Here is a 20768-nt window from a genome sequence, read left to right as displayed (position 1 = left end):
TCCGCTGCCCAGTGACCAGGCTGCTTGCGATACGCGACAACCTCGAGGGCGGAACGAGCGGCACCCTCGACCTGAGGGCAGGGGGCGCCACAACTCACCCCGGCTGACGGCAAGTGGCGGATCGGCAGGCCATGCGCTGATCGGAACATGATGGGTATCCGCCCAGGGAGGGCGCGTGAAACCCGAGGCCGGCTGCCGCGTTGGAGAACCATGCGCGGCCACCGACCCCAGACCTCTGCCGATGTGGCCGCTGCCTTTCGCACGGTTGTTGACCGCTTCGCACCTGACCGGCCCGTGCTGGTGCTGGGTCATTTCGACGCCGACGGGCTGTCTGCCGTGGCGATCCTGGCGCAGGCCCTGGAACGCGCCGGCCGCCCCGTCGAAGTCCGCATCACCGGCAAAGGCGAAAACCCCTGGTCGCCCGCCCTGCGCGAGGAGCTGGAGGGGCGACGGCCCGGGGGACTGGTCGTCGCCGATCTTGGTGTCCGGGACGGCGACATCCTGCCGGGCACGCCCACGGTCCTGGTCGATCATCACGTGCCCACCGGCACCCCGGGCGGGGCGGCGGTGATCTCTGGCAACGGCTGGACGCCCGAGCCGACGTCGTCGCTGCTGGCCTTCTGGTGCGCGCAGGGTCTGGGCGAGGCCTGCGACCTGCTGTGGCTTGCCGCCTTGGGGCTGATCGGCGACATGGCGGAAGGTGGTTTCCCCGAACTGGCGGAAGCGCAGGCCCGATATGGCAAGACGGCGCTGCGGGATGCAGTGTCGCTGGTCAACGCGCCGCGCCGGACGGCCCGGGCCGATGCCGGCCCGGCGCTTGCGCTCTTGATGAAATGCGCCTCGCCCAAGGAGTTGCTGAAGGGTGGCCATCCCGAAACCGCGCTGCTGCAAGCGGCAAGGGCCGAGGTTGCGGCGGAACTGGAGTTCGCCCGACGTGCGCCGCCCAAGGTTCGGGGCGACATCGCGCTGATCCGATTTTCATCGCCGTGCCAGATCCATCCGCTGGTCGCGCAATCCTGGCGCGGCAGGCTGCGGGACAAGATCGTGCTGGCCGTCAACACCGGCTATCGTCCGGGCTGGGTCCACTTTGCCGCCCGCAGCGCGACCGGCGCGGACCTGATCCGCTTTCTGGCCGATCATCGCCCCCCCGGCGCGGGCCCGGAATATGGCAGCGGCCATGCCCAGGCCACGGGCGGCGCGCTGCGTCCCGCCGACTGGGCCGACTTCGCCGCCAGGATCGGCTTCCCCGAGGAGATTGTGCATGACTGATCGGCCGCTGCGCCTGGGCTTTCCCGTCAAGGTGATGGGACGACCCGGCATGAAAAGCAATGATACCCGCCGCTGGCAGCAGAACCCGCATTTGAAGACGTCGCTGGAATATGTGGACGCGATCCTGGATTATCTGGTCGAGGTCGGGATCGACATGTATCGCCTGTCCTCGGACCTTGCGCCCTATGCCACGCACCCGGACATGCCGCAATTCCACACCATGGTGGCCGAAAGCGATGCCGAGCTGGCGGCGCTTGGCCGCAAGGCGCGCGACCTGGATATCCGGCTGTCCTTTCATCCATCGCAATTCGTGCTGCTGAACAGCCCCGATGCAGGCCTGACGACGAAAAGCATCTGGGATCTCTCCTCGCAGGCCGAGATGCTGGACCGCATGGGCATGGGGCCGGAAGGCGTGCTGGTCACCCATGTCGGCGGCGTCTATGACTACCGCGAGGCCAGCCGCGCCCGCTGGATCGAGGGCTATGACCAATGCCCCGACCATGTCCGCCGCCGGCTGGTGCTGGAAAACGACGACATCCGCTTTTCCGCCGCCGACGTGCTGTGGATCCACGACCGTTGCGGTGTGCCGCTGATCTTCGACTACCAGCATTTCTGGTGCCTCAACCCCGAGGGGCTGGCGCTGCGCCCGACGCTGGAACGCTTTGTCCGGTCCTGGCCCGAAGGCGTGCGGCCGAAGATCCACTTTTCCTCGCCCCGGACCGAGCTGCGCGAGATCAAGCGCAAGGTGACGGACAAGGAACGCGCGGCCCTGAAGGCCCAGGGGACAAGCGGTGGTGGCGCGCTGACCAAGGATGTCGTGAAACCCACCTCTCGCTTCAAGACGGTGCTGCTGCCGCCCATCTGGACGGGTCATGCGGATTTCACCAACCCCTTCGAATTCGCGACCTTCATGCGCGAGGCTCAGGGCCTGGACTTCGACGTAATGCTGGAAGCCAAGACCAAGGACCTGTCGCTTCTGAAGCTGCGTGGCGACCTGTTCCGCTATGCCCCCGACGTGGCCGGCCGATTTGGCGTCGGCCCCGACGATGCAGCCGGCCTGGACGATACCGGGGACATGCTGGAAGACAGCGTCGAGGCCGAGGATACGCCGGACGTGGACGAGGGCGAGCCGTTGGACGCGCCCACGCCAGAAAGCACTTGAAGCCTGTGCAGCGCGAAAGAATGTCGGGAAGGCTCAGGAACTGGCCCGGCGTTTGTCGATGCTGCGCGACAGGTTGCCGAAAACCTCACGGACCTCGTAACGCATCCGCTTGGTCGGGCGTCAACGGTCGGATTAATCGATCGCCGAGCAGCAGAAACAGCCTCGCAGTTTCCTCGAGTTCCTCCATGGCATATTGCGCATCGAGCAGCGACGCTCCTGCGACCACCGGCCCGTGGTTGGCCAGCAGGACTGCATGGTTGCGTTCCGCCTGCGCATCGACAGCCAAGGCCAGATCCCGATCGCCTGGCGCATGATAGGGGATCAGCGGCAGGCGTCCCACGCGCATCACATAATAGGCAGTCAGCGGCGGCAAGACATCAGCAGCATCGACACCGGCCAGCATGCTGACGGCAACGGCATGAGTTGAATGCAGATGCACCACCGCGCCTGCATCCTTGCGGCGGCAGTACATGCAGGAATGCAGGAAGGCCTCTTTCGTGGGTTTGTCGCCCGACAGGTGATTGCACCGGGCATCCAGATGCGACAACCGGGCCGGGTCAAGCCTGCCCAGCGAGGCGCCGGTGGGCGTCATCAACATCGAGCCATCCGACAGCCGGACCGAGATATTGCCGGACGAACCGGGTGTCAGTCCCCTGTCGAACAGCGATCTGCCCACCTGGGCAATCAGGTCGCGCGTTCTGGTCGCTTCTGAAATGACCCCGGTCACGGCAGCAAATCCCATGCCTTCAGGAAGAAATCATCGGCGCCGAAGTTTCCGGATTTCAGGGCAAGGGCCAGTTTCCTGTCTGGAGTGCAGGTCCAAGGGACGCCCGGTGCGATTTCCGGTCCGATCTGCAAGGCGCGCACCCGCAATGCGGTCACGACGGCGCCCGAGGTCTCTCCCCCTGCCACGACAAACCGGTTCACGCCCTGCCGCAGCAAGTCGGAAGCGAGCGTGCCAAAGAACTCCTCGACCAGGCTTCCCGACCTGTCCCGGCCAAGCCTGGACTGGACCGCCTGCACCGACGCGGGATTCGCACTGGAATAGACCAGGGGCGGGGTCCCGCTGCGCGCGGAAAGCACGAAATCCAGCACCTCTGCGACACTGATACGCCCTTCGGCAATGTCCATCGCATCGACGCGAAACGCGGGAACGTCCGCCGCAAGCGCCTTTGCCACCTGCCCCCGTGTTGCCCCGGAACAGGAACCGGCAAGAATGACCGCCCCGCCTTTGGACACCCGGAGGGCGGGGCCTGGAGATCGCACGTCACCGCGCAGAAAGTTGTCGGGCAGGCCAAGCGCCACGCCCGAACTGCCCGTCACCAGCCGCATGTTCCGCGCCGCTTGACCGATGGCACGAAGGTCGGCATCCGTCAGGGCGTCCACAACGGCGATCCCCTCCAGCCGATCAAGGGCCGCCTGCAAAGCTGCCGCATCCGCCACCACTTCATGCGGAACAAGCGAGACCGGAAGGTTGCATTGCCGTTGCAGCACGCGGGGCAGGTTGGCATCGCGCATCGGGGTCAGCGGATGATCCTTCATCCCGCTTTCCGACAAAAGCTGGTCGCCGACAAACAGGTGCCCGCGATAGACACGCCGGCCATTGGCGGGGAAGGCCGGGCAGGCGATGGTCCGGGTCTCGCCCAGAAGCTGCATCAAGGCTTCGGTCACGGGTCCGATATTGCCCTGGTCGGTGGAATCGAAGGTCGAGCAGTACTTGAATATGATCTGCTGCGCCCCAAGCGCCAGCAGCACACGGGCAGAAGCCAGCGATTGCTCGACCGCCTGGGCAGCGGGGATCGTGCGGCTTTTCAACGAAATGACGACTGCGTCGGCGTCGCCAGTCGCCAGATCGGGCGCGGGAATGCCCACGACCTGAACCACTTTCATCCCGCTTCGCGAAAGAACCAACGACAGATCGGACGCACCGGTCAAGTCGTCGGCAATGGCACCTATGAACATAGGATTCCTGCGGATTGTGGATGCGCAGCGGCGGACGATGTTCCGCCGCTGCCGATCATCCGGGCGATCGCCCCACCTCAATGACCAAAGCGGTTGCGAACCTTGTAGGGCAGCAGATCCAGCGGCGCAACATAGCCGTTGTGGTCGATCGCGTAACCCGCCTTTGCGGCAGCCTGCTGGATCTCCTCGGACCAGACGATCCGCTTCTTGTGGTCGCCCGCCGTGATGAGGACGAATTCGGCAAGTTCGGTGCCGACATTCCTGATTTCGCGCCAAGTGTCGGCAGGGAAGGAATAAAGCTCTTGCGAGGCCACCGTCTGGGTCACCGTTTCGGCACCTTCGTTCTGCGCCACCTCGACAGTGCCAGAGAACACGATCATCACCTGCTTCTCGTGCAGCAGATGCCGGCCGATCATGCCGCCCTGGGGAATGCGGCCCCATTCCAGCGACAGACCCTGCGGATAGGTGATCGGCGGGACATGATCGCGGTTCTGCGAGATGCCGTGGCCTGCGACGGGCGCAATCTCGGCCCCGTGACCCGGCAGATGGCTGTCCAGCAGGGCAGGGGCAAAATTGCGCTCGGCCTTGGTGACGATGTTGCGGCGCATATCCTCGATGGAATATTTGGGCAGGCTGTCGATCTGTTCGCGGGTCATCGGTTCCAGAAGTTCGTCTGGTCCTGGCTTGGGCTGGCCCTTCTGGGTATCCACCATCATGTTGTCGCGGGTCAGATACAGCCCATGTTCCGCCGCCACCTCGAGAATGCGCGGGTGCCACAGAATGCCGCCGGTATCATCGCCACCAAGCGCGGTAAAGATCCAGCCGTCACCGTCGCCGACATTGGAGAAGCCGCGGAAGATCCACGTGGGAATGCTGACGATATCACCAGGGTTGCCGATGATCTCGCCATCCTTGCCGTCGGCGCCCCAGCGGAACAGCCAGGTTCCCTTGTAGATCATGAAGACTTCGGCAGTATAGTGGACATGAAGGTTGTTGGTGATGCCCGCGGGCATCGCCGCAACCCCCAGGCTGAAGCCATGGGGTTCGGACAGACAGACCTTCTGCTCCTTGGACTGGGTCACGCCGGGGCCGATCAGCGAATAATTCTCTTTCAGATGAGAACCGGGCATCTTGCAGTCAATGAAGGCCACCCGCTCGGGAACCATGTCGTCACGGCGGACATGGCGCTTGCGGCTATCTTCGGGGCTGAGTGTCACAACGTCGGGCACGAGGGAGATCCTTGCTAGTGTGGAGGTGAGTGGTCAGCATCCGGGATGAAGCAGTCGGCACGGGGTCAATGAAAAGGAAGGGCTTCCACCAATTCCAGATGCATTCGAATGCAAACTACTTTAGAATTCGAATGCGCACAATTCTTTTCTGTTGGCCTTCCGCTGGGAAAGCAACAAGACGAAGACAAGAAAGAAAGGCAAGAGCTGCTAATGAGAGCGAATAATATCAAGGAAATATGGCGATCCGGCGGGGTTGCGGTGAATGCCTGGGCCTCGATCCCGTCGTCCTATGCGGCCGAAGTTCTGAGCCACCAGGGGTTCGATTCGGTGACGGTCGACCTGCAGCACGGCATGATCGGATTCGACAGCGCGGTGGCGATGTTCCAGGCGATCTCATCCACTCCGGCCGTTCCCTTTGCGCGCGTGGCTCGCAACGATCTGGCGCTTGTCAATCAGCTTCTGGATGCCGGCGTCTATGGTTTGATCTGTCCGATGGTCTCGACCGTCGAGGATGGGCGTGCCTTCGCCCGCGCCTGTCGCTATCCGCCCGCCGGCAACCGCTCGTTCGGTCCGGCGCGGGGCGCGCTGTATGGAGGTTCGGACTATTTCCAGCACGCCAACTCGGAAATCGTTGCCCTGGCGATGATCGAAACGGCCGAAGGACTGGAGAACCTCGAAGGCATCGTCGCGACCGAGGGTCTGGACGGAATATATGTCGGGCCGAATGATCTTTGCCTGGCGCTTGGCGTGGCGCCCCAGGCAGAGTCGGAAGAACCGGTCGTCAAGGACGCGATCGCCCGGATCGTCGATGCCTGTCGCGCTGCCGGAAAGGCGGCGGGCATCTTCTGCTCGTCCGGCGAGGCTGCCGCGATGCGGGCGGATCAGGGCTTCACCATGGTGACGCCCGGCAACGACGCGATGCTTTTGTCCAGGGCAGCCCGAACCGAAGCCGCGCGGGCGCGAGGAACCGACGGCGTGCGCGGAACGCGCACCGGATACTAGGCTGGGGCAAGACGGGCGGAGGTTCTGCGGATCAATTCGCCCGTCAGCAGCATCTTGCGCGCCGGCAGCTGCGGCGCCGCGATGCGCTCCATCAACAGCCGCATTGCCTGCTCGGCCATGTCGGGAATGGGCTGGCGCACCGTCGTCAGCAGATAGCTTGGGCGACCCGCCTCGGGGATGTCGTCGAAGCCGACAATCGAGATGTCGCCGGGCACATCCAGCCCCAGGTCATGGCGGCAGGCGTCCATCACCCCCAAAGCCAGCTGATCATTGGCGCAAAAAACCGCGTCCGGCGGCTTGCGGTCGCGGATCAGGTCCAGAAACCCTTGCCTGCCCCCGTCATAGGAAAAGTCAGTCGCACAGGTGGGAACATCCGCGATTCCCAGGTCTTTCAACGTATCGCGGAAGGCGTCCGCCCGCAGCTTGCTGACCGGCGCGCCTTCAGGCCCCTTGACACAAGCGAAATCCCGGTGCCCCGCTTCATGCAGGACCCGCGCCACGGTGCGTCCGGCCTGGGCATGATCGAGCGCCAGGCAATCCACATGCGCAGCCTCGATGATGCGGTTGAAGAACAGCAGCGGGATCCCGCGCGACACGAAACGCGCCACATCCTCGGGCGGCATTTCTGAACAGCAGATCAGGCCGTCCAGCGGAAATTCCAGGACCTGACGCAGGATCGAGGAAATCGCATGGTCGTTTTCGATCACCTGAAGGATCAGGCCTATCCCCGAGGCGCGCAGCTGTATTCCCAGCGAATAGACCAGCTCGGGGTTGTTCCGCATGGTGAATTCCGTGACGATCACGCCCACCATGTTCGACGTTCGCGTGATCAGTGATCGTGCCAGCGAATTGCGGGCATAGCCCATCTCTGATGCGATCCGCAGAACTTTCTCGCGTGTTTCCGGCGAGATGCCGCTGTCGTCCTTGAAGCAGCGGGACACGGTGGATTGCGCGACCCCGGCCGCGCGCGCCACGTCATACGAGGTCGCCCTGCGCTGAAACGGTTTCCGATCTGCACCCATGCATCCCCCTGTCAAGGCTGTTTCGCAGCTGCGCCCCGAAGTCTTAGACAATATATTCAGGACATCCTCAACGACCGGATGGGACGGACCCGCGACGAAGGTTTTCCGCCGCGAAGCCTGTCAGTCATGCGCGCCGGTCTGCAGCAGGATTTGTTTCCAGACAGCGGTTTCGTCGATCAGAGTGAACTCATTGCGTATGACCGGCTCGCCGTCGTCGCCGAAGGGTCCGAATTCGACATGACTGATGCCCATGATATAGACCTGCGCCCCCGTCGGAGTGCCGAAGCGACCCCAGCCCGAATGCTTGCCCCACAGCGACCAGCGGACGGCAGATCGGGGCGGCATCAGCGGATCCTCTCGGCCGATGACATGGTCGATGCGGAACTCGGCATGGGGAAAGGCGGCGCGCAAGCCCATCCAGAACTGATCGGCCTCGGCACGTCCATAGACATCTTCGCCGCCAGGATAATGCAGGTTGCAGGCCCGGTCGTAATTGGCAGGAATTGCCGCCATGTCCGCCGCCATGATCCGGTTCAGGATATCGGCGTGACGCTGGCCCCATTGATTGTCATTGCCGCGGCCGGTATAGGGGCCAGCCACGTCGTTGTCGGGCGTCATCGGCCGGACGCAATTGTCAGGCCCGCCTTCCCGTGCAATCAGGTCGCGGGTCCATTCGACAACGTCAAACCCCAGTTGCCGCACGATAGCGGATTGGTCGCGCACCAGCCATTCATCGTGGATCGCGTCGTCCCGGATCGCGCAGTCGGCCAGAATGCGATAGGACACGCGCTTCCCCGTCGGTGCCCCATATACACCGGGGCGGCTGTGCCGTGCCCAGCAGATCAGACGGTGCGACGACAGGAAGGCGTCCGAGTCGGCAGTCGTTCCCGCAGGATCCTCGCACCAGATCACATCCTCTCCCGGCAGTTCGCGATCGGGAAATTCGGCCAGGGTGGCCATCGTGGCGGCAATGACGTTGGTATTGTCGATGACGACCGAAGCGGGCGAACGCACGATCAGTCCTGGCGCATAGTGGCGGCGCAGGCTGCCGATATGGCGGTCTTCCCAGATCTGCTGGGTAAGACCGTTGATGAAATGCGGAACATCCCGCCACTTCGCATCGAAACCCTTCATGTCCCCGTCTTTCGTCCTTCTTGGAAAATGAAAAAATCGTGGTCCTTGCGAACCCGTGATTCGTGGTCCGGTCCGGCGGCGCGAGCCTCTGGGCCGTCGTTGTTCATGCAGCGCCCGCAGCAGGCGCCCTTGCGCTTGCAAGTCAGCGGCCCATCATCTGCATGGTGATGCGCTTCGTCAGACTGGTCCATGATCCCCTCCTGTCATGCTGCCATCCTCAAAGTGCTTGCAGATAAGAAGCCTTCTGTCCACATTTTATTGCATTCGAATGCATAAAAGATGGGCCGGGTCAGCGGGGCAGGCGAAGAATGCTTCTCATGCGTGCCAAAGCGTCAAATCCGGTCTGGCGGAGCAGATCCAGCATGTCCAGGGGAACCCAGTTCTCGCGGATTAGGCCTTGGTGATGATGATAAAAGTCCATCACGCGCATGAAGACTGGCTTCCCGCTGGGGGGCATCCCGCAGAAACCGCCACCCGTATGCCGGGCATAGACCGAGGGCCAGCCGCCCGTCACGGAATAAGGCCCGTCGCCGATGCGGATATAGTGACCAGCTCCATGTCGGGCGCGTTCGGCGGTCACTTCCTGAAAGCTGCCCTGCGGACGGCTGAAGGCGATTCGGAACGGCAGTTGATGGCCGTCCACGAACCCATCCAGTCCCCGCGTTGTGCCGATTCCCGCAGGTCCATACCACATCATCCTGTCGTGCCAGTGATCGCGCTGCGGCATGGACAGCAGCCCTTCGCGCGACAGATCGTTCCGGTCGTCATGCTGTGCCAAGGCCTTGTGCATCTGCAAGGTCTGCTCAAGACTGGCAAGTCCTTGCCGGGCATCCGAAGGGGCAAGCCGCACGCCATCGACAGCAAGGGGGCAGGGCCATGCTTCTTCTATTCCCAGTGATGGGGCAAGCGGCCAGACGCCCGCCTGGCGCATCATGTCCAGCACGTCCCACAGCAAGTAGGCCGCAATCGCGCGACCATCCAGACCGATCTGCCATACTTCGCCAAAGCGCAGGTAAACAGCCTTCCGGGTCGCCGGAATGCCCAGCCAGTCGCCTTGCATCGTGCCGCAATAATGCCCCAGAGCGGCGATCATCGTCCTGCTTTGGTAACAGCCTCCGAGGAAGATCGTGTCGCGCCGTTCAAGATCGGGGAAGGCGGCTGTCAGGGGACGCCAGATATGCGCACACGCAGCATCGGTTCCGATCATCCCGTTCATGGGATGCGACGCGTACCACTGCATGTCAGGGGCGACCAACTGCGATAAAGCGGCCTCTAGACCCGACTGGGGTGCTTCCGCCAGAAGTCTCAGCCTCTCCAGCACCGATTGCCGCAACTGCTCTGAGGGGGAGGCATCCGGGTCAAAACCTTCGGTCAGCATCTGCGCTCCTTCTGCATGCAACAGACCACAAAAGGTCTGACAGGCTGTGCATACGCTTGCAAGAATTTTCTTGCATTCGAATGCGAATTGGGTGATGTCGGTCATGACGCTGCGGAATCGGCCGGGAAGCGCCGGGCAGCCCAAGGTAATCACACCAGAACAACCAAGACAAAACAGGGAGCTTTAGATGACCATTTCCATGCGGAGCTTGGCATTGATGACGCTGCTGGGCGCGACGGCCCTGACCGGCGGGGCAGGGGGCGCCATGGCAGGCTGCGGTATTCCCGCCGGCCGCGTCTCCATCATCGGGAACGAATTCCCCGCCATCCAGACCGTGGCGCGCGAGGCCATGACATGCGCCGGCGACGGTGTCACGGTGAAGTCCAACCTGACGGCCGATCACCAGAAGATCAATGTCCCCGGGATGCAGGGGAATCCTGCGGAATACACAACGGCGATCATCTCGACCTCGTCCATCATGGCCCTGATGAACGAGGATGTCATTCGCCCGCTGGACGATCTGGTGGCGGCCCACGGGCAGGATCTGGCGAAGAACCAGCTTGTGACCATCGACGGCAAGGTCATGGGCGTAGCCTTCATGGCCAATGCCCAGCATCTGGTCTATCGCCAGGACGTGTTGGAAAAGATCGGGGTCGAGCCGCCCCGGACGTACGAGGAAATGCTGGCCGCCGCAGAAAAGATTCGCGCCGAGGGGATCATGCAATATCCGCTAGGCGGCGCCTATATGGCCGGCTGGAACCTGGCGCTTGAATTCGTGAACATGTATTTCGGGATGGATGGAGAGCTGTTCGAACCCGGCACCGCAGAGGTTTCCATCAACAACGAAAAAGGCATCGCCGCGCTCGAGATGATGAAGGCGCTGACGGCCTATATGAACCCCGATTTCCTGACCCATGATTCGAATGCCACGTCGGCGGAATGGGAGGCGGGCAATACCGCGCTGATGAATTTCTGGGGGTCGCGCACCGGCGTTCTGACCGATGACGAGGGCGCGCCGCCCGAAGTTTATGAAAACACCAAGGTCGCCGGGCCGCTGACGGTGGCTGGCGGCAGCACTCCCGCAACCACGCTGTGGTGGGACGGCTGGACCGTGGCAAAGAACATTTCCGACGAGGATGCGGCGGCGACCTTTGTCGCGATGGCAAAAGGCTCCAGCCCTGCCATCCTGAATGATGACACCATGATCGAGGCGGTCTGGATGATCGACGGCTATATGCCTGCCGAAGTCAACCAGGGGGTCATAAAGACCATGGAGGCCGGAACGAAACCCTATCCCACTCTGCCCTATATGGGCCTGCTGCACACGGCGCTTGGTGACAACATCGCCGATTTCCTGACCGGCAAGGAGGATGCGGCCACCACGCTGTCCGACATCGAAGCGGCGTATACTGCCGCTGCCCGCGAAAAGGGCTTCCTCCAGTAGACATGCAGGATGGGGACGGCATCTGCCGAGGCCGGTCCCCTGACCCATCACCTGTCAGAGCATCCTGGGCCGTCTGTTCATCAGGCAACCCGGTCTCCCCAACCGCGAAAGCCGACGCTCATGAAGCACCGGACATTCCTGTGGTTTTTCCTGCCTTCGGCAACGGCGATGTTTCTGTTCATCGCCCTGCCCATTTTCTCGGTCGTGACGCAGTCCGTCTTTGCGCCGCACGAGCAGGTAATCCGCGAGGTCGAAAACTGCAGCGTGTTCGGCTGCACCAAGGCCACACAGATCGACCAGGAGGCCACACAGGCTTTGCGAGAAGCCGAACCGATGGGCCGCTATGTCGGGGCCGCTATCTATGCAGACCGCAACCATCTGGCCTTGTCCGAGATCGGTGCGCTCTGGAACCGTTCGTCCGGGCCGGTTGATTTCCTGGGCCAGCTGCTGAACCTGCCCTTCTATGGCGCTCTTGCTTTTACCCTGACCTATACGCTGCTTGTCACGCCGCTTGCCATCATGCTGGGCTTTCTGATCGCCCTGGCGGTGAATGCCGTGCCGCGGTTCTTCCGGGGACCCATGATCTTCGTCTCGCTTCTGCCGATGATCGTGACGCCGCTGGTGGGGGCGCTGATCCTGTTCTGGATGGTCGACGCCCGAGGCATTCTAGGCGCAGTGATCCAGATGATGGCAGGTGACCCGAACCTTTCGGTCAAGGCTTCGACGCCGCTGATGTGGACGATGCTGATCGTCTATGGAATCTGGTCCACCGCCCCCTTCGCCTTCGTCATCTATTACGCCGGCCTGCAGACCGTGCCGCAGGACACGCTGGAAAGCGCAATGATCGACGGCGCCAGCCGGTGGGAGCGGATCCGCTTTGTCGTCATCCCGCATCTGCTGCCGCTGACGACCTTCATGGCGCTGATCAAGATCATGGACAATTTCCGGGTGTTCGAACCGATCGTCAGCTTCAGCGCCTCGGCCCATGCGCAGTCGCTAAGCTACTTCATCTATTCCGACCTCGGCGGCGAAACGCGGCTTTTGTCTTCGGCCGCGGCCACATCGGTCCTGACCATCCTGGGCGTGGTGGTGCTGTTGTCGCCCGTCCTAGTCCGCACCTGGCGCAGCTTCGGAAAGGGCGCAGCATGACCACCCGCATCGCCGACAGACGCCCCGCCACACTTCAGATCCTGCTGAGCGGATTTCTGATCCTGTGGCTGATCGTCGCCGCCTTTCCGTTCCTCTGGACGCTCTGGGGCAGCTTCAAGGTCGAGGGGGACTTCTTTTCCAAGGCCGACTGGATGAACGCCATCACCGGCCCGCTGACGCAGGCACAGACCGGCAGCAGCATGACGGGTGACGGCTACTACGGCGCGTGGGTCCAGGAGGAATTCTGGCGTGCCGCGCTGAATTCGCTGATCGTGGTGGTGGCGGTGGTCTGCATCTCGCTGACCTTCGGCACCCTGGGCGGATATGCCCTGTCGCGGTCCCCTTACCGCTATGCCTTCTGGCTGCTGCTTGTCGCCCTGGTGTTCCGCGCCATGCCGCCGATCACGCTTGTTTCCGGCTATCTGCTGCCGTTCTTCGAATGGAACCTGTGGGGGCACCTTCCGACAGCGATCATCGTTCTGGTGGCAATCAACCAGCCCTTCACGTTGTGGATGCTGACCAGCTTTTTCCGCAACATCCCCAAGGAACTGGACGAATCCGCCATGGTCGATGGCTGTTCACGCTTCCAGGCGTTCCGTCATGTGATCATTCCGGTGATGTGGCCGGGCGTCATCACCACCGGGCTTTTCTCGTTCCTGCTCGCCTATAACGACTTCGCTGTCACGGCGATGCTTCTTTCCAAGGAAAACCAGACCATGATCCCCAAGATCGCCAGCTTCCTCGGCACGACCCAGACGGCGGGCAACGTGATGTTCGCGGTGTCGTCCGTGGTATCGGTCACCGCGCCGCTGTTCGTGCTGGTGATGTTCTTCCAACGCCAGATCGTCAGCGGCCTGACCGCCGGCGCCGTGAAAGGCTGAACCCATGGCCCGTATCCAGCTTCGCAACCTGTCAAAGCGTTGGGGCAGCTTCGTCGGGCTGAAGCCCATGAACCTCGACATCAACGACGGCGAATTCCTTGTGCTGCTTGGGCCTTCGGGATGCGGCAAGACGACCACCATGCGGATGATCGCCGGGCTTGAGGACGCAAGCGAGGGCGACATCATGATCGGGGAACGCCGCGTCAACGACCTGGAGCCGAAGGACCGCGACATCGCGATGGTGTTCCAGTCCTACGGGCTGTATCCGACGATGACCGTCTATGAAAACATCCGTTTCCCGCTGAAGGTGCGGGGCATTCCCCAGGCCGAGCATCATGACAGGGTGATGCGCGCAGCCGCCGCCGTAGAGTTGAACGAGTTTCTGGAGCGCAAGCCCGCAGCCCTTTCCGGGGGGCAGCGGCAGCGCGTGGCCCTTGCCCGCGCCATCGTGCGCAAGCCCAAGGTCTTCCTGATGGACGAACCCCTGTCCAACCTGGATGCCAAGCTGCGCGTCTCGACCCGGGCGCAGATCAAGAACCTTCACCACGAATTGCAGACCACGACGATCTACGTCACCCATGACCAGATCGAGGCGATGACCCTGGCAGACCGGGTCGTGGTCATGAGCAGGGGCGAGGTTCAGCAGATCGGCACCCCGTTGCAGATCTATGACCGGCCCGCCAACACCTTCGTTGCAGGCTTCATCGGCAGCCCGGCCATGAACCTGATCGCGGGCGAGATACGCGGCGGCGTGTTCGAGGCGGCCAATGTCCGCATCCCCGGTTTCGCCGGGGTTTCCGACGGCAAGGTCACCCTTGGCTTCCGCGCCGAGGATGCCGGCCTTGCACCCGCCGGAGAGATCGCGGCCCCCGTTTACTCGATGGAGCTTCTGGGAGATTCCTCGATGGCGACGGTGCAAGCCGGCGGCGCGCTTGTTGCCATCAGGGCGGCCAAGAACTTCTCGGCGCAGATCGGTGATCCCATCGCCGCGCATGTGCCGGCCGGCATCTGCCATTTGTTCGACCCAACCACCGGGCAGCGGATCGACCGCCGCACCGTGCCGGCAGGAAAGGAAACGGCATGACCGAGGCCGAAGCGCATGTGGCGCGCTCTAAAGCAACCATTGACGTCATCCATCGCATGGAAGCCGCCCTTGGCGCCGGGTCGGACGACATGGCCGCGCATTTTCACGAGGATTTCCTGTGGCGCGGCAATCAGGGTTCCGGCACCAAGCGGGGCATCGCCGAGTTTCGCCGCAACTGGCAGCTGCCGCTGCGCGCGGCCTTCACGGATCGTGTCTACAAGACCGAAAAATTTCTTGCGGACGGGGACTGGGCGGCCTGCTTCGGCCATATCGAGGCGACCCATTCCGGGCCCTTCATGGGCATTGCCCCCACCGGCAGGCGCGTCCGCATCCCCTACATGGATTTCTGGCGCGTGGCCGAGGGCCGCATCGCCGACAATCCGGTTTCCGTCGATCTAGCTCATGTGCTGTTCCAGCTGGGCCGCGACATCTTCCAGGGCGAGGGGTGGGAGGCTTTCGACCGTGGCGAGAAGACCCCGCCCCATCCCGACACGACTGCATGAGGTTCTGACATGGCCATCCACCACCTGAAGGCCGGCAAGCCGGACGCCGAGCGGACGCAGGACGATGCACGGGTCCGCGCCACGGTCGAGACGATCCTGAAGGATATCGAGACAGGTGGCGACGCCGCCATCCGCGACCTGGCCCGGAAATTCGATGGCTATGTGGCATCCAGCTTCCGTCTTTCCCCCTCCGAGATCGAAGCAGCGGTGCAGAAGGTGTCGGCCCGCGACATGGAAGATATTCGCTTCGCCCAGACCCAGATCCGCCGTTTCGCCGAGGCGCAGCGCGCGAGCATGACCGATATCGAGGTGGAAACCCTGCCCGGCGTGATCCTGGGGCATCGCAACATCCCGGTGGAATCGGTTGGCTGCTATGTGCCGGGGGGCAAGTTTCCCATGGTCGCGTCTGCGCATATGTCGGTGCTGACCGCCTCGGTCGCCGGTGTGCCGCGCATCGTCGCCTCGGCCCCGCCGGTCAAGGGCGAGCCGCACCCGGCCATCGTGGCCGCGATGCACATGGGCGGGGCGCATGAAATTCTTGTGCTGGGGGGCGTTCAGGCAGTCGGCGCGATGGCGATCGGCACCGAAACGATCAAGCCGGTCGACATGCTGGTTGGGCCGGGCAATGCCTTTGTCGCCGAGGCCAAGCGCCAGCTTTACGGCAGGGTGGGGATCGACCTCTTCGCCGGCCCGACCGAAACCATGGTGATTGCCGACGACACGGTCGATGCCGAGATCTGCGCGACCGATCTTCTGGGTCAGGCTGAGCATGGCTACAACTCTCCCGCCTGCCTGATCACCACCTCGCGCAGCCTGGCCGAGGCGACCCTGGCCGAGATAGACCGCCTGCTGCAAATCCTCCCCACCTCTGAAATCGCCGCCGTCAGTTGGCGGGATTACGGAGAGGTGATCCTGTGCGACAGCCATGAGGAGATGCTGCGCGTCGCCAATGACATGGCCTATGAACATGTGCAGGTGATGACCGATCGCGACGACTGGTTCCTGGAACACATGCGCAGCTATGGGGCGCTGTTCCTCGGCCCCCGCACCAACGTGGCCAATGGCGACAAGGTGATCGGCACCAACCATACGCTGCCGACGAAGAAGGCCGGGCGCTATACCGGCGGGCTGTGGGTCGGCAAGTTCCTGAAGACCCACAGCTACCAGAAGATCACCACCGATGCGGCGGCGGCGATGGTGGGGGCCTATGGTTCCCGGCTGTGCATGCTCGAAGGCTTCGTTGGCCATGCCGAACAGTGCAACATCCGGGTGCGGCGCTATGGCGGACGCAATGTGCCCTATGGGGTAGCCGCCGAATGATGCTGCCCCGCACCCCGTCTTTCCGGCTGGACGGCCGCCGGGCACTTGTGACGGGCGCCACATCGGGCATCGGCCTGGGCGCCGCCGCGGCCCTGGCCCAGGCCGGGGCCGAGGTGTGGCTGGCGGCGCGGCGGGCGGATGAACTGGACAAGGTGCGGAACGCGATCAAGGCCGAAAGCGGCGCGGCCCATGCCCTGCCGCTGGATATCACCGATCTTGCGCGAACGGCCGACGCGGTTGCCGCGACCGGTCCTTTCGACATCCTGGTGAATTCGGCCGGCATGGCGCGCCATGCCCCCGCCCTGGACACCACCCCCGAGGATTATGACGCCGCCATGGCGCTCAATCTGCGGGCTGCCTATTTCCTGACGCGCGAGGTGGCGCGCGGCCTGATCGCGGCCGGGCGGCCGGGGTCGCTGATCAATGTCTCGTCCCAGATGGGTCATGTCGGCGGGCCGGACCGCACGGTCTATTGCGCCAGCAAGCACGCCCTGGAGGGCATGACAAAGGCCATGGCCCTGGAATGGGCGACTAGCGGCGTTCGGGTCAACACGATCTGCCCTACCTTCATTCGGTCGCCCCTGGCCGAACAGACCCTTGCCATTCCCGAACGCAGGGCCTGGATCCTGTCGCGCATCAAGCTGGGCCGCCTGGGCGAAATCCAGGACGTGATGGGCGCGGTGGTCTTTCTTGCCTCGGATGCCTCGGCCATGGTGACGGGCACGCATCTGATCGTCGATGGCGGATGGACTGCGGAATGAGCGATCATCCCGACAAGATCACGGCCATGGATGTTGCGCGGCTGGCGGGTGTCAGCCAGTCGGCAGTCAGCCGGGTGTTCACCCCCGGCGCCTCGGCCTCGCCCCGGACGATCGAGAAGGTCAGGGCCGCCGCTGCCGAACTGGGCTATCGCCCCGACCTGCTGGCACGGGCGATGATCACCGGGCGCACCCGCATCATCGGGCTGGTGGTGGCCTATCTGGAAAACCAGTTCTACCCCGTCGTCATCCAACAGCTGTCCCGCGCCTTGCAGGAACGTGGCTATCACATCCTGGTCTTCATGGCAGAAAGTTCGACGATCAAGGTCGCCGAGGTGATCCGTGAACTGACCGACTATCGGGTCGATGGCATCGTCGCCGCATCGGTCGCCATGACCAACGATCTTACCGCGCATCTGAAGGCGCTTGGAATTCCACTGGTCTTGTTCAATCGGGGCCAGGACGATGCGGATTTGGTCGAAGTGACCTCGGACAACGTGGCAGGCGGGCGGCGGGCTGCCGAATTCCTGATCCAGGGAGGGCACCGGCGCATTGCTCATATCATGGGCTGGCAGAACGCCTCGACCGGGCGGGACCGCGCCGAGGGGTTTCGTCAGGCCCTGGCCGCAGCCGGGCTGGAGCCCCATTCCATGATCGACGGCGCCTATTCGCGCGACAGGGCGTCCGCGGCGACGAGGGATCTTTTCCTTGGTCAGGATCGTCCCGACGCGATCTTCGTGGGCAACGACCACATGGCCTTTGCGGTGATGGACGTCCTGCGCTTTTCGATGGGTCTTCGCGTGCCCGGGGATGTTTCCGTCATCGGATACGACGATGTGCCCATCGCGGCCTGGCCCGCCTATGACCTGACGACGATCCGCCAGCCGGTGAACCGCATGGTCGAAATGACGGTCGAGGCGCTGCTTGGCCAGATCGAGGGCCGCGCAGGCCCTGTGAAGACCCGCATCGACGGACCGCTTGTCGTCCGCTCCTCCGCTCGCCTGCCAGAAGGATATACCGCATGAAGGGGTTTTCGAACCGCTGGAACGACTTTCCTGACTACATCCTTGGGATCACCCGCGAAATCTGGGAGGATCGCGGCGTGGCGACCCTCCACGACTACTACAGCAGTGACATTCCGGTTCGCACGCCCATGGGGGTGGCCCGCGGCAACCAGGGCGTCATCGCGGCCACCATGGCAACACTGCATGAATTCCCCGATCGCGAATTGTTTGGCGAGGACGTGATCTGGTCGGGCGATGACGCGACCGGATACCTGTCGTCACACCGCATCATCTCGACCGGCACGCACAGGGGCGACGGCTGGTTCGGACCTGCGACAGGGCGACGGTTCCAGATCAGGGTCATCGCTGACTGCGCGGCACGCGCCGACACGATCTTCGATGAATGGCTGGTGCGCGACAACGGCGGATTGATCCGGCAGCTTGGGGGAAATCCGCAGGACTTCGCACGAAGCCTGATCGCCCGCGAAGGCGGTCCGCAGAAGGCCAGTCGTCCCTTGACGCCGGAACTGGACATGCAGGGCGATTACCTGGGGCGCGGCAACGACAACCCCTGGGGCCAGCGGTATGCCGAAACCCTGACGCGGATCATGCGGGGCGATCTTGCCCATGTCATCCACGGCTATGACCGGGCAGTCCTGGCAGAACATGCCGGCGGGCGCAGTCTGCTGAGCGCGCGGGCGGTGGCGGACAGCTGGCTTGGCCTGCGCTCCTCGTTCCCGTCGGCCACTTTCGCGATCCATCACGTAATCGGGATGGACGGCCCGATGATGCCGCCTCGCGCCGCCATCCGCTGGTCACTGACCGGTCGCCATGACGGCTGGGGCATGTTCGGGGCGCCAACAGGTGCGGCCGTTCATGTGATGGGCATGGCCCATGCGGAATACGGTCCCTTCGGGCCGGATGGCATCGGGTTGCGGCGGGAATTCGCGCTTTTCGACGAAATTGCGATCTGGAAGCAGATCCTGCTTCACACAGGTGACCTATGACGCCGCAGCGGCATGGGCGGGCCGGATGAACCCCGTCGTCCTGATCCCCGGCATGATGTGCGATGCCCGCATGTGGGGCAGCATTCCGGCCGCCCTGCATCCCCGCCGGGTGATCAATGCCATCCCCGACGATGCCGACAGCATTCCCGCACTGGCGGATGCCATCCTGCGCCGCAGCCCGCCGCGTTTCGCACTGGCGGGCCTGTCGATGGGCGGCATCGTCGCGATGGAGATCGTCGCCCGCGCCCCTGAACGGGTCGAGCGTCTGGCGCTGCTGTCCACCAATCCGCGCGCCGAACTGCCCGAGATGCAGGCGCGCCGCCAGCCGCAGATCGACCGCGCGCTTTCCGGGGAACTGGCGTCGGTGATGGGCGACGACATGATCCCGAACTATCTGGCGCCGCATCCCGATCCGGCTCCGATCCTTGATCTGTGCATGGACATGGCGCTGACCCTTGGCCCGCAGGTGTTCGCCCGCCAGTCCCGCGCCCTGCGCGATCGCGCGGATCGGCAGGCGGCGCTTGCGTCGTTCACCGGCCCCGCGCTTGTGCTGGCCGGAACCGAGGACCGGCTTTGCCCACGCGACCGCCACGACCTGATGCACCGCCTGATGCCGCAGTCGCGATTGGTCATGATCCCGGGCGCCGGGCATTTGCCCCCGCTGGAGAAACCCGACGAAACCACGGCGGCTCTGCACCGCTGGCTGGAGGACTGATGGACAACGCACTGCTGGAACTGCTGGGCCGGGTCGATACCCCCACCGTCTGCAATGCCATCGAGGTTGTCCAGGGCAGGCGCGGCTTCGACGCCTTCACCCGCGGCACCATGATCAGCACCCAGCCAGGACGTTCGTTGGTGGGCTTTGCCGTAACAGCTCAAATCGCTGGCAAAGTCCCCCCGGACGAAGCGCCTCACATCGTCCGCGCGCGGCGCATGGCCTATTACAAGGCGATGCATGACGCGCCGAAGCCGTCCGTCGCGGTCATCGAGGATCTCGACTATCCCCATTGCGTCGGCGCCTTCTGGGGCGAAGTCAATGCCACCATCCATAAGGCATTCGGAATGGCCGGCGCGCTGACGAACGGGGTCGTGCGCGATCTTGGCGACTTGCCGAGGGACTTTCCGATCATGGCCGGCAGCATCGGCCCGAGCCACGGCTTCGTCCATGTCCGAAGCGTCGGAGAGCCGGTCCGGGTGATGGGGCTGGAGGTCCGGCAGGGCAATCTGATCCATGCCGACCGCCATGGCGCTGTCGTGGTCCCGCCAGCAGTCATCCCGGCCCTGGCCGGTGCCATTGCGACCTTGCAGGAAACCGAGCGTCTGGTGCTGGATCCAGCACGACGGGAAGGCTTCGACTTCGCCGCCTTCGAACGCGCCTGGAGTGCTTTTGAGCAGGCGAGAACCTAATGCCGCATCCTTCTTCCTGCGCATCCCATCCAACAACCTGGGCGCCACTGGAC

General features: G+C 63.7%; 21 protein-coding genes. 14 read left to right on the top strand and 7 right to left on the bottom strand.

The genetic code is table 11. The features are described from left to right. The first annotated feature begins 210 nt into the window (after positions 1-210). Positions 211-1269, top strand: a complete 1059-nt coding sequence (locus RAH32_RS17130) for a single-stranded-DNA-specific exonuclease RecJ family protein (protein ID WP_306609501.1) — start codon at positions 211-213, stop codon at positions 1267-1269. After that, positions 1262-2431: a UV DNA damage repair endonuclease UvsE gene (gene uvsE, locus RAH32_RS17125; protein ID WP_306609500.1), complete on the top strand. Its 1170-nt coding sequence runs from the start codon at positions 1262-1264 to the stop codon at positions 2429-2431. Before RAH32_RS17130 ends, uvsE begins: the two co-directional genes overlap by 8 nt. An 85-nt stretch (positions 2432-2516) precedes the next feature. Here the strand turns inward: uvsE and otnC are convergent, their stop codons facing one another. From otnC to RAH32_RS17110, 3 genes are all read right to left on the bottom strand, one after another. Continuing rightward, a complete protein-coding gene (gene otnC / locus RAH32_RS17120; RefSeq protein ID WP_306609498.1) occupies positions 2517-3158 on the bottom strand; it encodes a 3-oxo-tetronate 4-phosphate decarboxylase in 642 nt (213 codons plus the stop codon). Further along, positions 3155-4393 carry a 3-oxo-tetronate kinase gene (gene otnK, locus RAH32_RS17115; protein ID WP_306609496.1) on the bottom strand — a complete coding sequence of 413 codons (1239 nt, stop codon included), beginning with the start codon at positions 4391-4393 and terminating at the stop codon, positions 3155-3157. Before otnK ends, otnC begins: the two co-directional genes overlap by 4 nt. Positions 4394-4470: 77 nt before the next feature. Beyond that, positions 4471-5622, bottom strand: a complete 1152-nt coding sequence (locus RAH32_RS17110; RefSeq protein ID WP_306609494.1) for a cupin domain-containing protein — start codon at positions 5620-5622, stop codon at positions 4471-4473. A gap of 210 nt (positions 5623-5832) precedes the next feature. On the opposite strand from RAH32_RS17110, the gene RAH32_RS17105 reads away from it, so the two are divergent. Then, on the top strand, positions 5833-6624 hold the full coding sequence (locus RAH32_RS17105; protein WP_306609492.1) for an HpcH/HpaI aldolase family protein: 792 nt from the start codon (positions 5833-5835) through the stop codon (positions 6622-6624). Here the strand turns inward: RAH32_RS17105 and RAH32_RS17100 are convergent. The 4 genes from RAH32_RS17100 to RAH32_RS17085 all read right to left on the bottom strand — a co-directional run bounded on the left by RAH32_RS17100 (position 6621) and on the right by RAH32_RS17085 (position 10158). Continuing rightward, positions 6621-7646: a LacI family DNA-binding transcriptional regulator gene (locus RAH32_RS17100; RefSeq protein ID WP_306609490.1), complete on the bottom strand. Its 1026-nt coding sequence runs from the start codon at positions 7644-7646 to the stop codon at positions 6621-6623. The two genes, RAH32_RS17105 and RAH32_RS17100, sit on opposite strands and share 4 nt — an antisense overlap. 120 nt (positions 7647-7766) lie before the next feature. Beyond that, positions 7767-8780, bottom strand: coding sequence for a nuclear transport factor 2 family protein (locus RAH32_RS17095; protein WP_306609488.1), 1014 nt, complete (start codon positions 8778-8780; stop codon positions 7767-7769). Beyond that, positions 8777-8971, bottom strand: a complete 195-nt coding sequence (locus tag RAH32_RS17090; protein WP_306609486.1) for a hypothetical protein — start codon at positions 8969-8971, stop codon at positions 8777-8779. Before RAH32_RS17090 ends, RAH32_RS17095 begins: the two co-directional genes overlap by 4 nt. A 98-nt stretch (positions 8972-9069) precedes the next feature. Further along, the gene (locus RAH32_RS17085) at positions 9070-10158 is read right to left on the bottom strand and encodes a nuclear transport factor 2 family protein (protein WP_306609484.1); all 1089 of its coding nucleotides are present in this window, start codon (positions 10156-10158) and stop codon (positions 9070-9072) included. Between the two features lie 187 nt (positions 10159-10345). Here RAH32_RS17085 and RAH32_RS17080 point away from each other — a divergent pair, with 187 nt between their 5' ends. From RAH32_RS17080 to RAH32_RS17030, 11 genes are all read left to right on the top strand, one after another. Further along, positions 10346-11602: an ABC transporter substrate-binding protein gene (locus RAH32_RS17080; RefSeq protein WP_373429732.1), complete on the top strand. Its 1257-nt coding sequence runs from the start codon at positions 10346-10348 to the stop codon at positions 11600-11602. 120 nt (positions 11603-11722) lie between these two features. Beyond that, entirely contained in the window at positions 11723-12751 is a 1029-nt protein-coding gene (locus RAH32_RS17075; RefSeq protein WP_306609482.1) for a carbohydrate ABC transporter permease, read from the top strand. Next, positions 12748-13632, top strand: a complete 885-nt coding sequence (locus RAH32_RS17070) for a carbohydrate ABC transporter permease (RefSeq protein ID WP_306609481.1) — start codon at positions 12748-12750, stop codon at positions 13630-13632. Before RAH32_RS17075 ends, RAH32_RS17070 begins: the two co-directional genes overlap by 4 nt. A 4-nt stretch (positions 13633-13636) precedes the next feature. Continuing rightward, positions 13637-14716: an ABC transporter ATP-binding protein gene (locus tag RAH32_RS17065; protein WP_306609479.1), complete on the top strand. Its 1080-nt coding sequence runs from the start codon at positions 13637-13639 to the stop codon at positions 14714-14716. Then, on the top strand, positions 14713-15219 hold the full coding sequence (locus RAH32_RS17060) for an ester cyclase (protein ID WP_373429731.1): 507 nt from the start codon (positions 14713-14715) through the stop codon (positions 15217-15219). The genes RAH32_RS17065 and RAH32_RS17060 overlap by 4 nt, the downstream gene beginning before the upstream one ends. A gap of 9 nt (positions 15220-15228) precedes the next feature. After that, entirely contained in the window at positions 15229-16539 is a 1311-nt protein-coding gene (gene hisD / locus RAH32_RS17055) for a histidinol dehydrogenase (RefSeq protein WP_306609477.1), read from the top strand. Further along, positions 16536-17300, top strand: a complete 765-nt coding sequence (locus RAH32_RS17050) for an SDR family NAD(P)-dependent oxidoreductase (RefSeq protein ID WP_306609475.1) — start codon at positions 16536-16538, stop codon at positions 17298-17300. Before hisD ends, RAH32_RS17050 begins: the two co-directional genes overlap by 4 nt. After that, positions 17297-18322 (top strand): LacI family DNA-binding transcriptional regulator, encoded by a 1026-nt coding sequence (locus RAH32_RS17045; RefSeq protein WP_306609473.1) that lies wholly within the window; start codon positions 17297-17299, stop codon positions 18320-18322. The genes RAH32_RS17050 and RAH32_RS17045 overlap by 4 nt, the downstream gene beginning before the upstream one ends. Continuing rightward, positions 18319-19308 (top strand): nuclear transport factor 2 family protein, encoded by a 990-nt coding sequence (locus RAH32_RS17040; protein WP_306609471.1) that lies wholly within the window; start codon positions 18319-18321, stop codon positions 19306-19308. The genes RAH32_RS17045 and RAH32_RS17040 overlap by 4 nt, the downstream gene beginning before the upstream one ends. A 25-nt stretch (positions 19309-19333) precedes the next feature. Then, positions 19334-20023, top strand: coding sequence for an alpha/beta fold hydrolase (locus RAH32_RS17035; RefSeq protein ID WP_306609470.1), 690 nt, complete (start codon positions 19334-19336; stop codon positions 20021-20023). Next, positions 20023-20715 carry an RraA family protein gene (locus tag RAH32_RS17030; protein WP_306609468.1) on the top strand — a complete coding sequence of 231 codons (693 nt, stop codon included), beginning with the start codon at positions 20023-20025 and terminating at the stop codon, positions 20713-20715. Before RAH32_RS17035 ends, RAH32_RS17030 begins: the two co-directional genes overlap by 1 nt. Positions 20716-20768 lie beyond the last annotated feature (53 nt).

The organism is Paracoccus yibinensis (assembly GCF_030846195.1).
In the GTDB taxonomy this organism is placed as follows: Bacteria; Pseudomonadota; Alphaproteobacteria; order Rhodobacterales; family Rhodobacteraceae; genus Paracoccus; species Paracoccus yibinensis.
The sequence above is the reverse complement of the archived record's forward strand: the minus strand, read 5'-3'. Positions and strand labels throughout refer to the sequence as shown.

Coding starts and splice junctions, on each gene's coding strand:
- RAH32_RS17075 (WP_306609482.1), top strand. CDS start 11,723: ATGAAGCACCGGACATTCCTGTGGTTTTTCCTGCCTTCGGCAACGGCG.
- RAH32_RS17105 (WP_306609492.1), top strand. CDS start 5,833: ATGAGAGCGAATAATATCAAGGAAATATGGCGATCCGGCGGGGTTGCG.
- RAH32_RS17070 (WP_306609481.1), top strand. CDS start 12,748: ATGACCACCCGCATCGCCGACAGACGCCCCGCCACACTTCAGATCCTG.
- RAH32_RS17065 (WP_306609479.1), top strand. CDS start 13,637: ATGGCCCGTATCCAGCTTCGCAACCTGTCAAAGCGTTGGGGCAGCTTC.
- otnK (WP_306609496.1), bottom strand. CDS start 4,393: ATGTTCATAGGTGCCATTGCCGACGACTTGACCGGTGCGTCCGATCTG.
- hisD (WP_306609477.1), top strand. CDS start 15,229: ATGGCCATCCACCACCTGAAGGCCGGCAAGCCGGACGCCGAGCGGACG.
- RAH32_RS17080 (WP_373429732.1), top strand. CDS start 10,346: ATGACCATTTCCATGCGGAGCTTGGCATTGATGACGCTGCTGGGCGCG.
- RAH32_RS17035 (WP_306609470.1), top strand. CDS start 19,334: ATGAACCCCGTCGTCCTGATCCCCGGCATGATGTGCGATGCCCGCATG.
- RAH32_RS17100 (WP_306609490.1), bottom strand. CDS start 7,646: ATGGGTGCAGATCGGAAACCGTTTCAGCGCAGGGCGACCTCGTATGAC.
- RAH32_RS17040 (WP_306609471.1), top strand. CDS start 18,319: ATGAAGGGGTTTTCGAACCGCTGGAACGACTTTCCTGACTACATCCTT.
- RAH32_RS17060 (WP_373429731.1), top strand. CDS start 14,713: ATGACCGAGGCCGAAGCGCATGTGGCGCGCTCTAAAGCAACCATTGAC.
- RAH32_RS17095 (WP_306609488.1), bottom strand. CDS start 8,780: ATGAAGGGTTTCGATGCGAAGTGGCGGGATGTTCCGCATTTCATCAAC.
- RAH32_RS17090 (WP_306609486.1), bottom strand. CDS start 8,971: ATGGACCAGTCTGACGAAGCGCATCACCATGCAGATGATGGGCCGCTG.
- RAH32_RS17130 (WP_306609501.1), top strand. CDS start 211: ATGCGCGGCCACCGACCCCAGACCTCTGCCGATGTGGCCGCTGCCTTT.
- RAH32_RS17030 (WP_306609468.1), top strand. CDS start 20,023: ATGGACAACGCACTGCTGGAACTGCTGGGCCGGGTCGATACCCCCACC.
- uvsE (WP_306609500.1), top strand. CDS start 1,262: ATGACTGATCGGCCGCTGCGCCTGGGCTTTCCCGTCAAGGTGATGGGA.
- RAH32_RS17045 (WP_306609473.1), top strand. CDS start 17,297: ATGAGCGATCATCCCGACAAGATCACGGCCATGGATGTTGCGCGGCTG.
- RAH32_RS17085 (WP_306609484.1), bottom strand. CDS start 10,158: ATGCTGACCGAAGGTTTTGACCCGGATGCCTCCCCCTCAGAGCAGTTG.
- RAH32_RS17050 (WP_306609475.1), top strand. CDS start 16,536: ATGATGCTGCCCCGCACCCCGTCTTTCCGGCTGGACGGCCGCCGGGCA.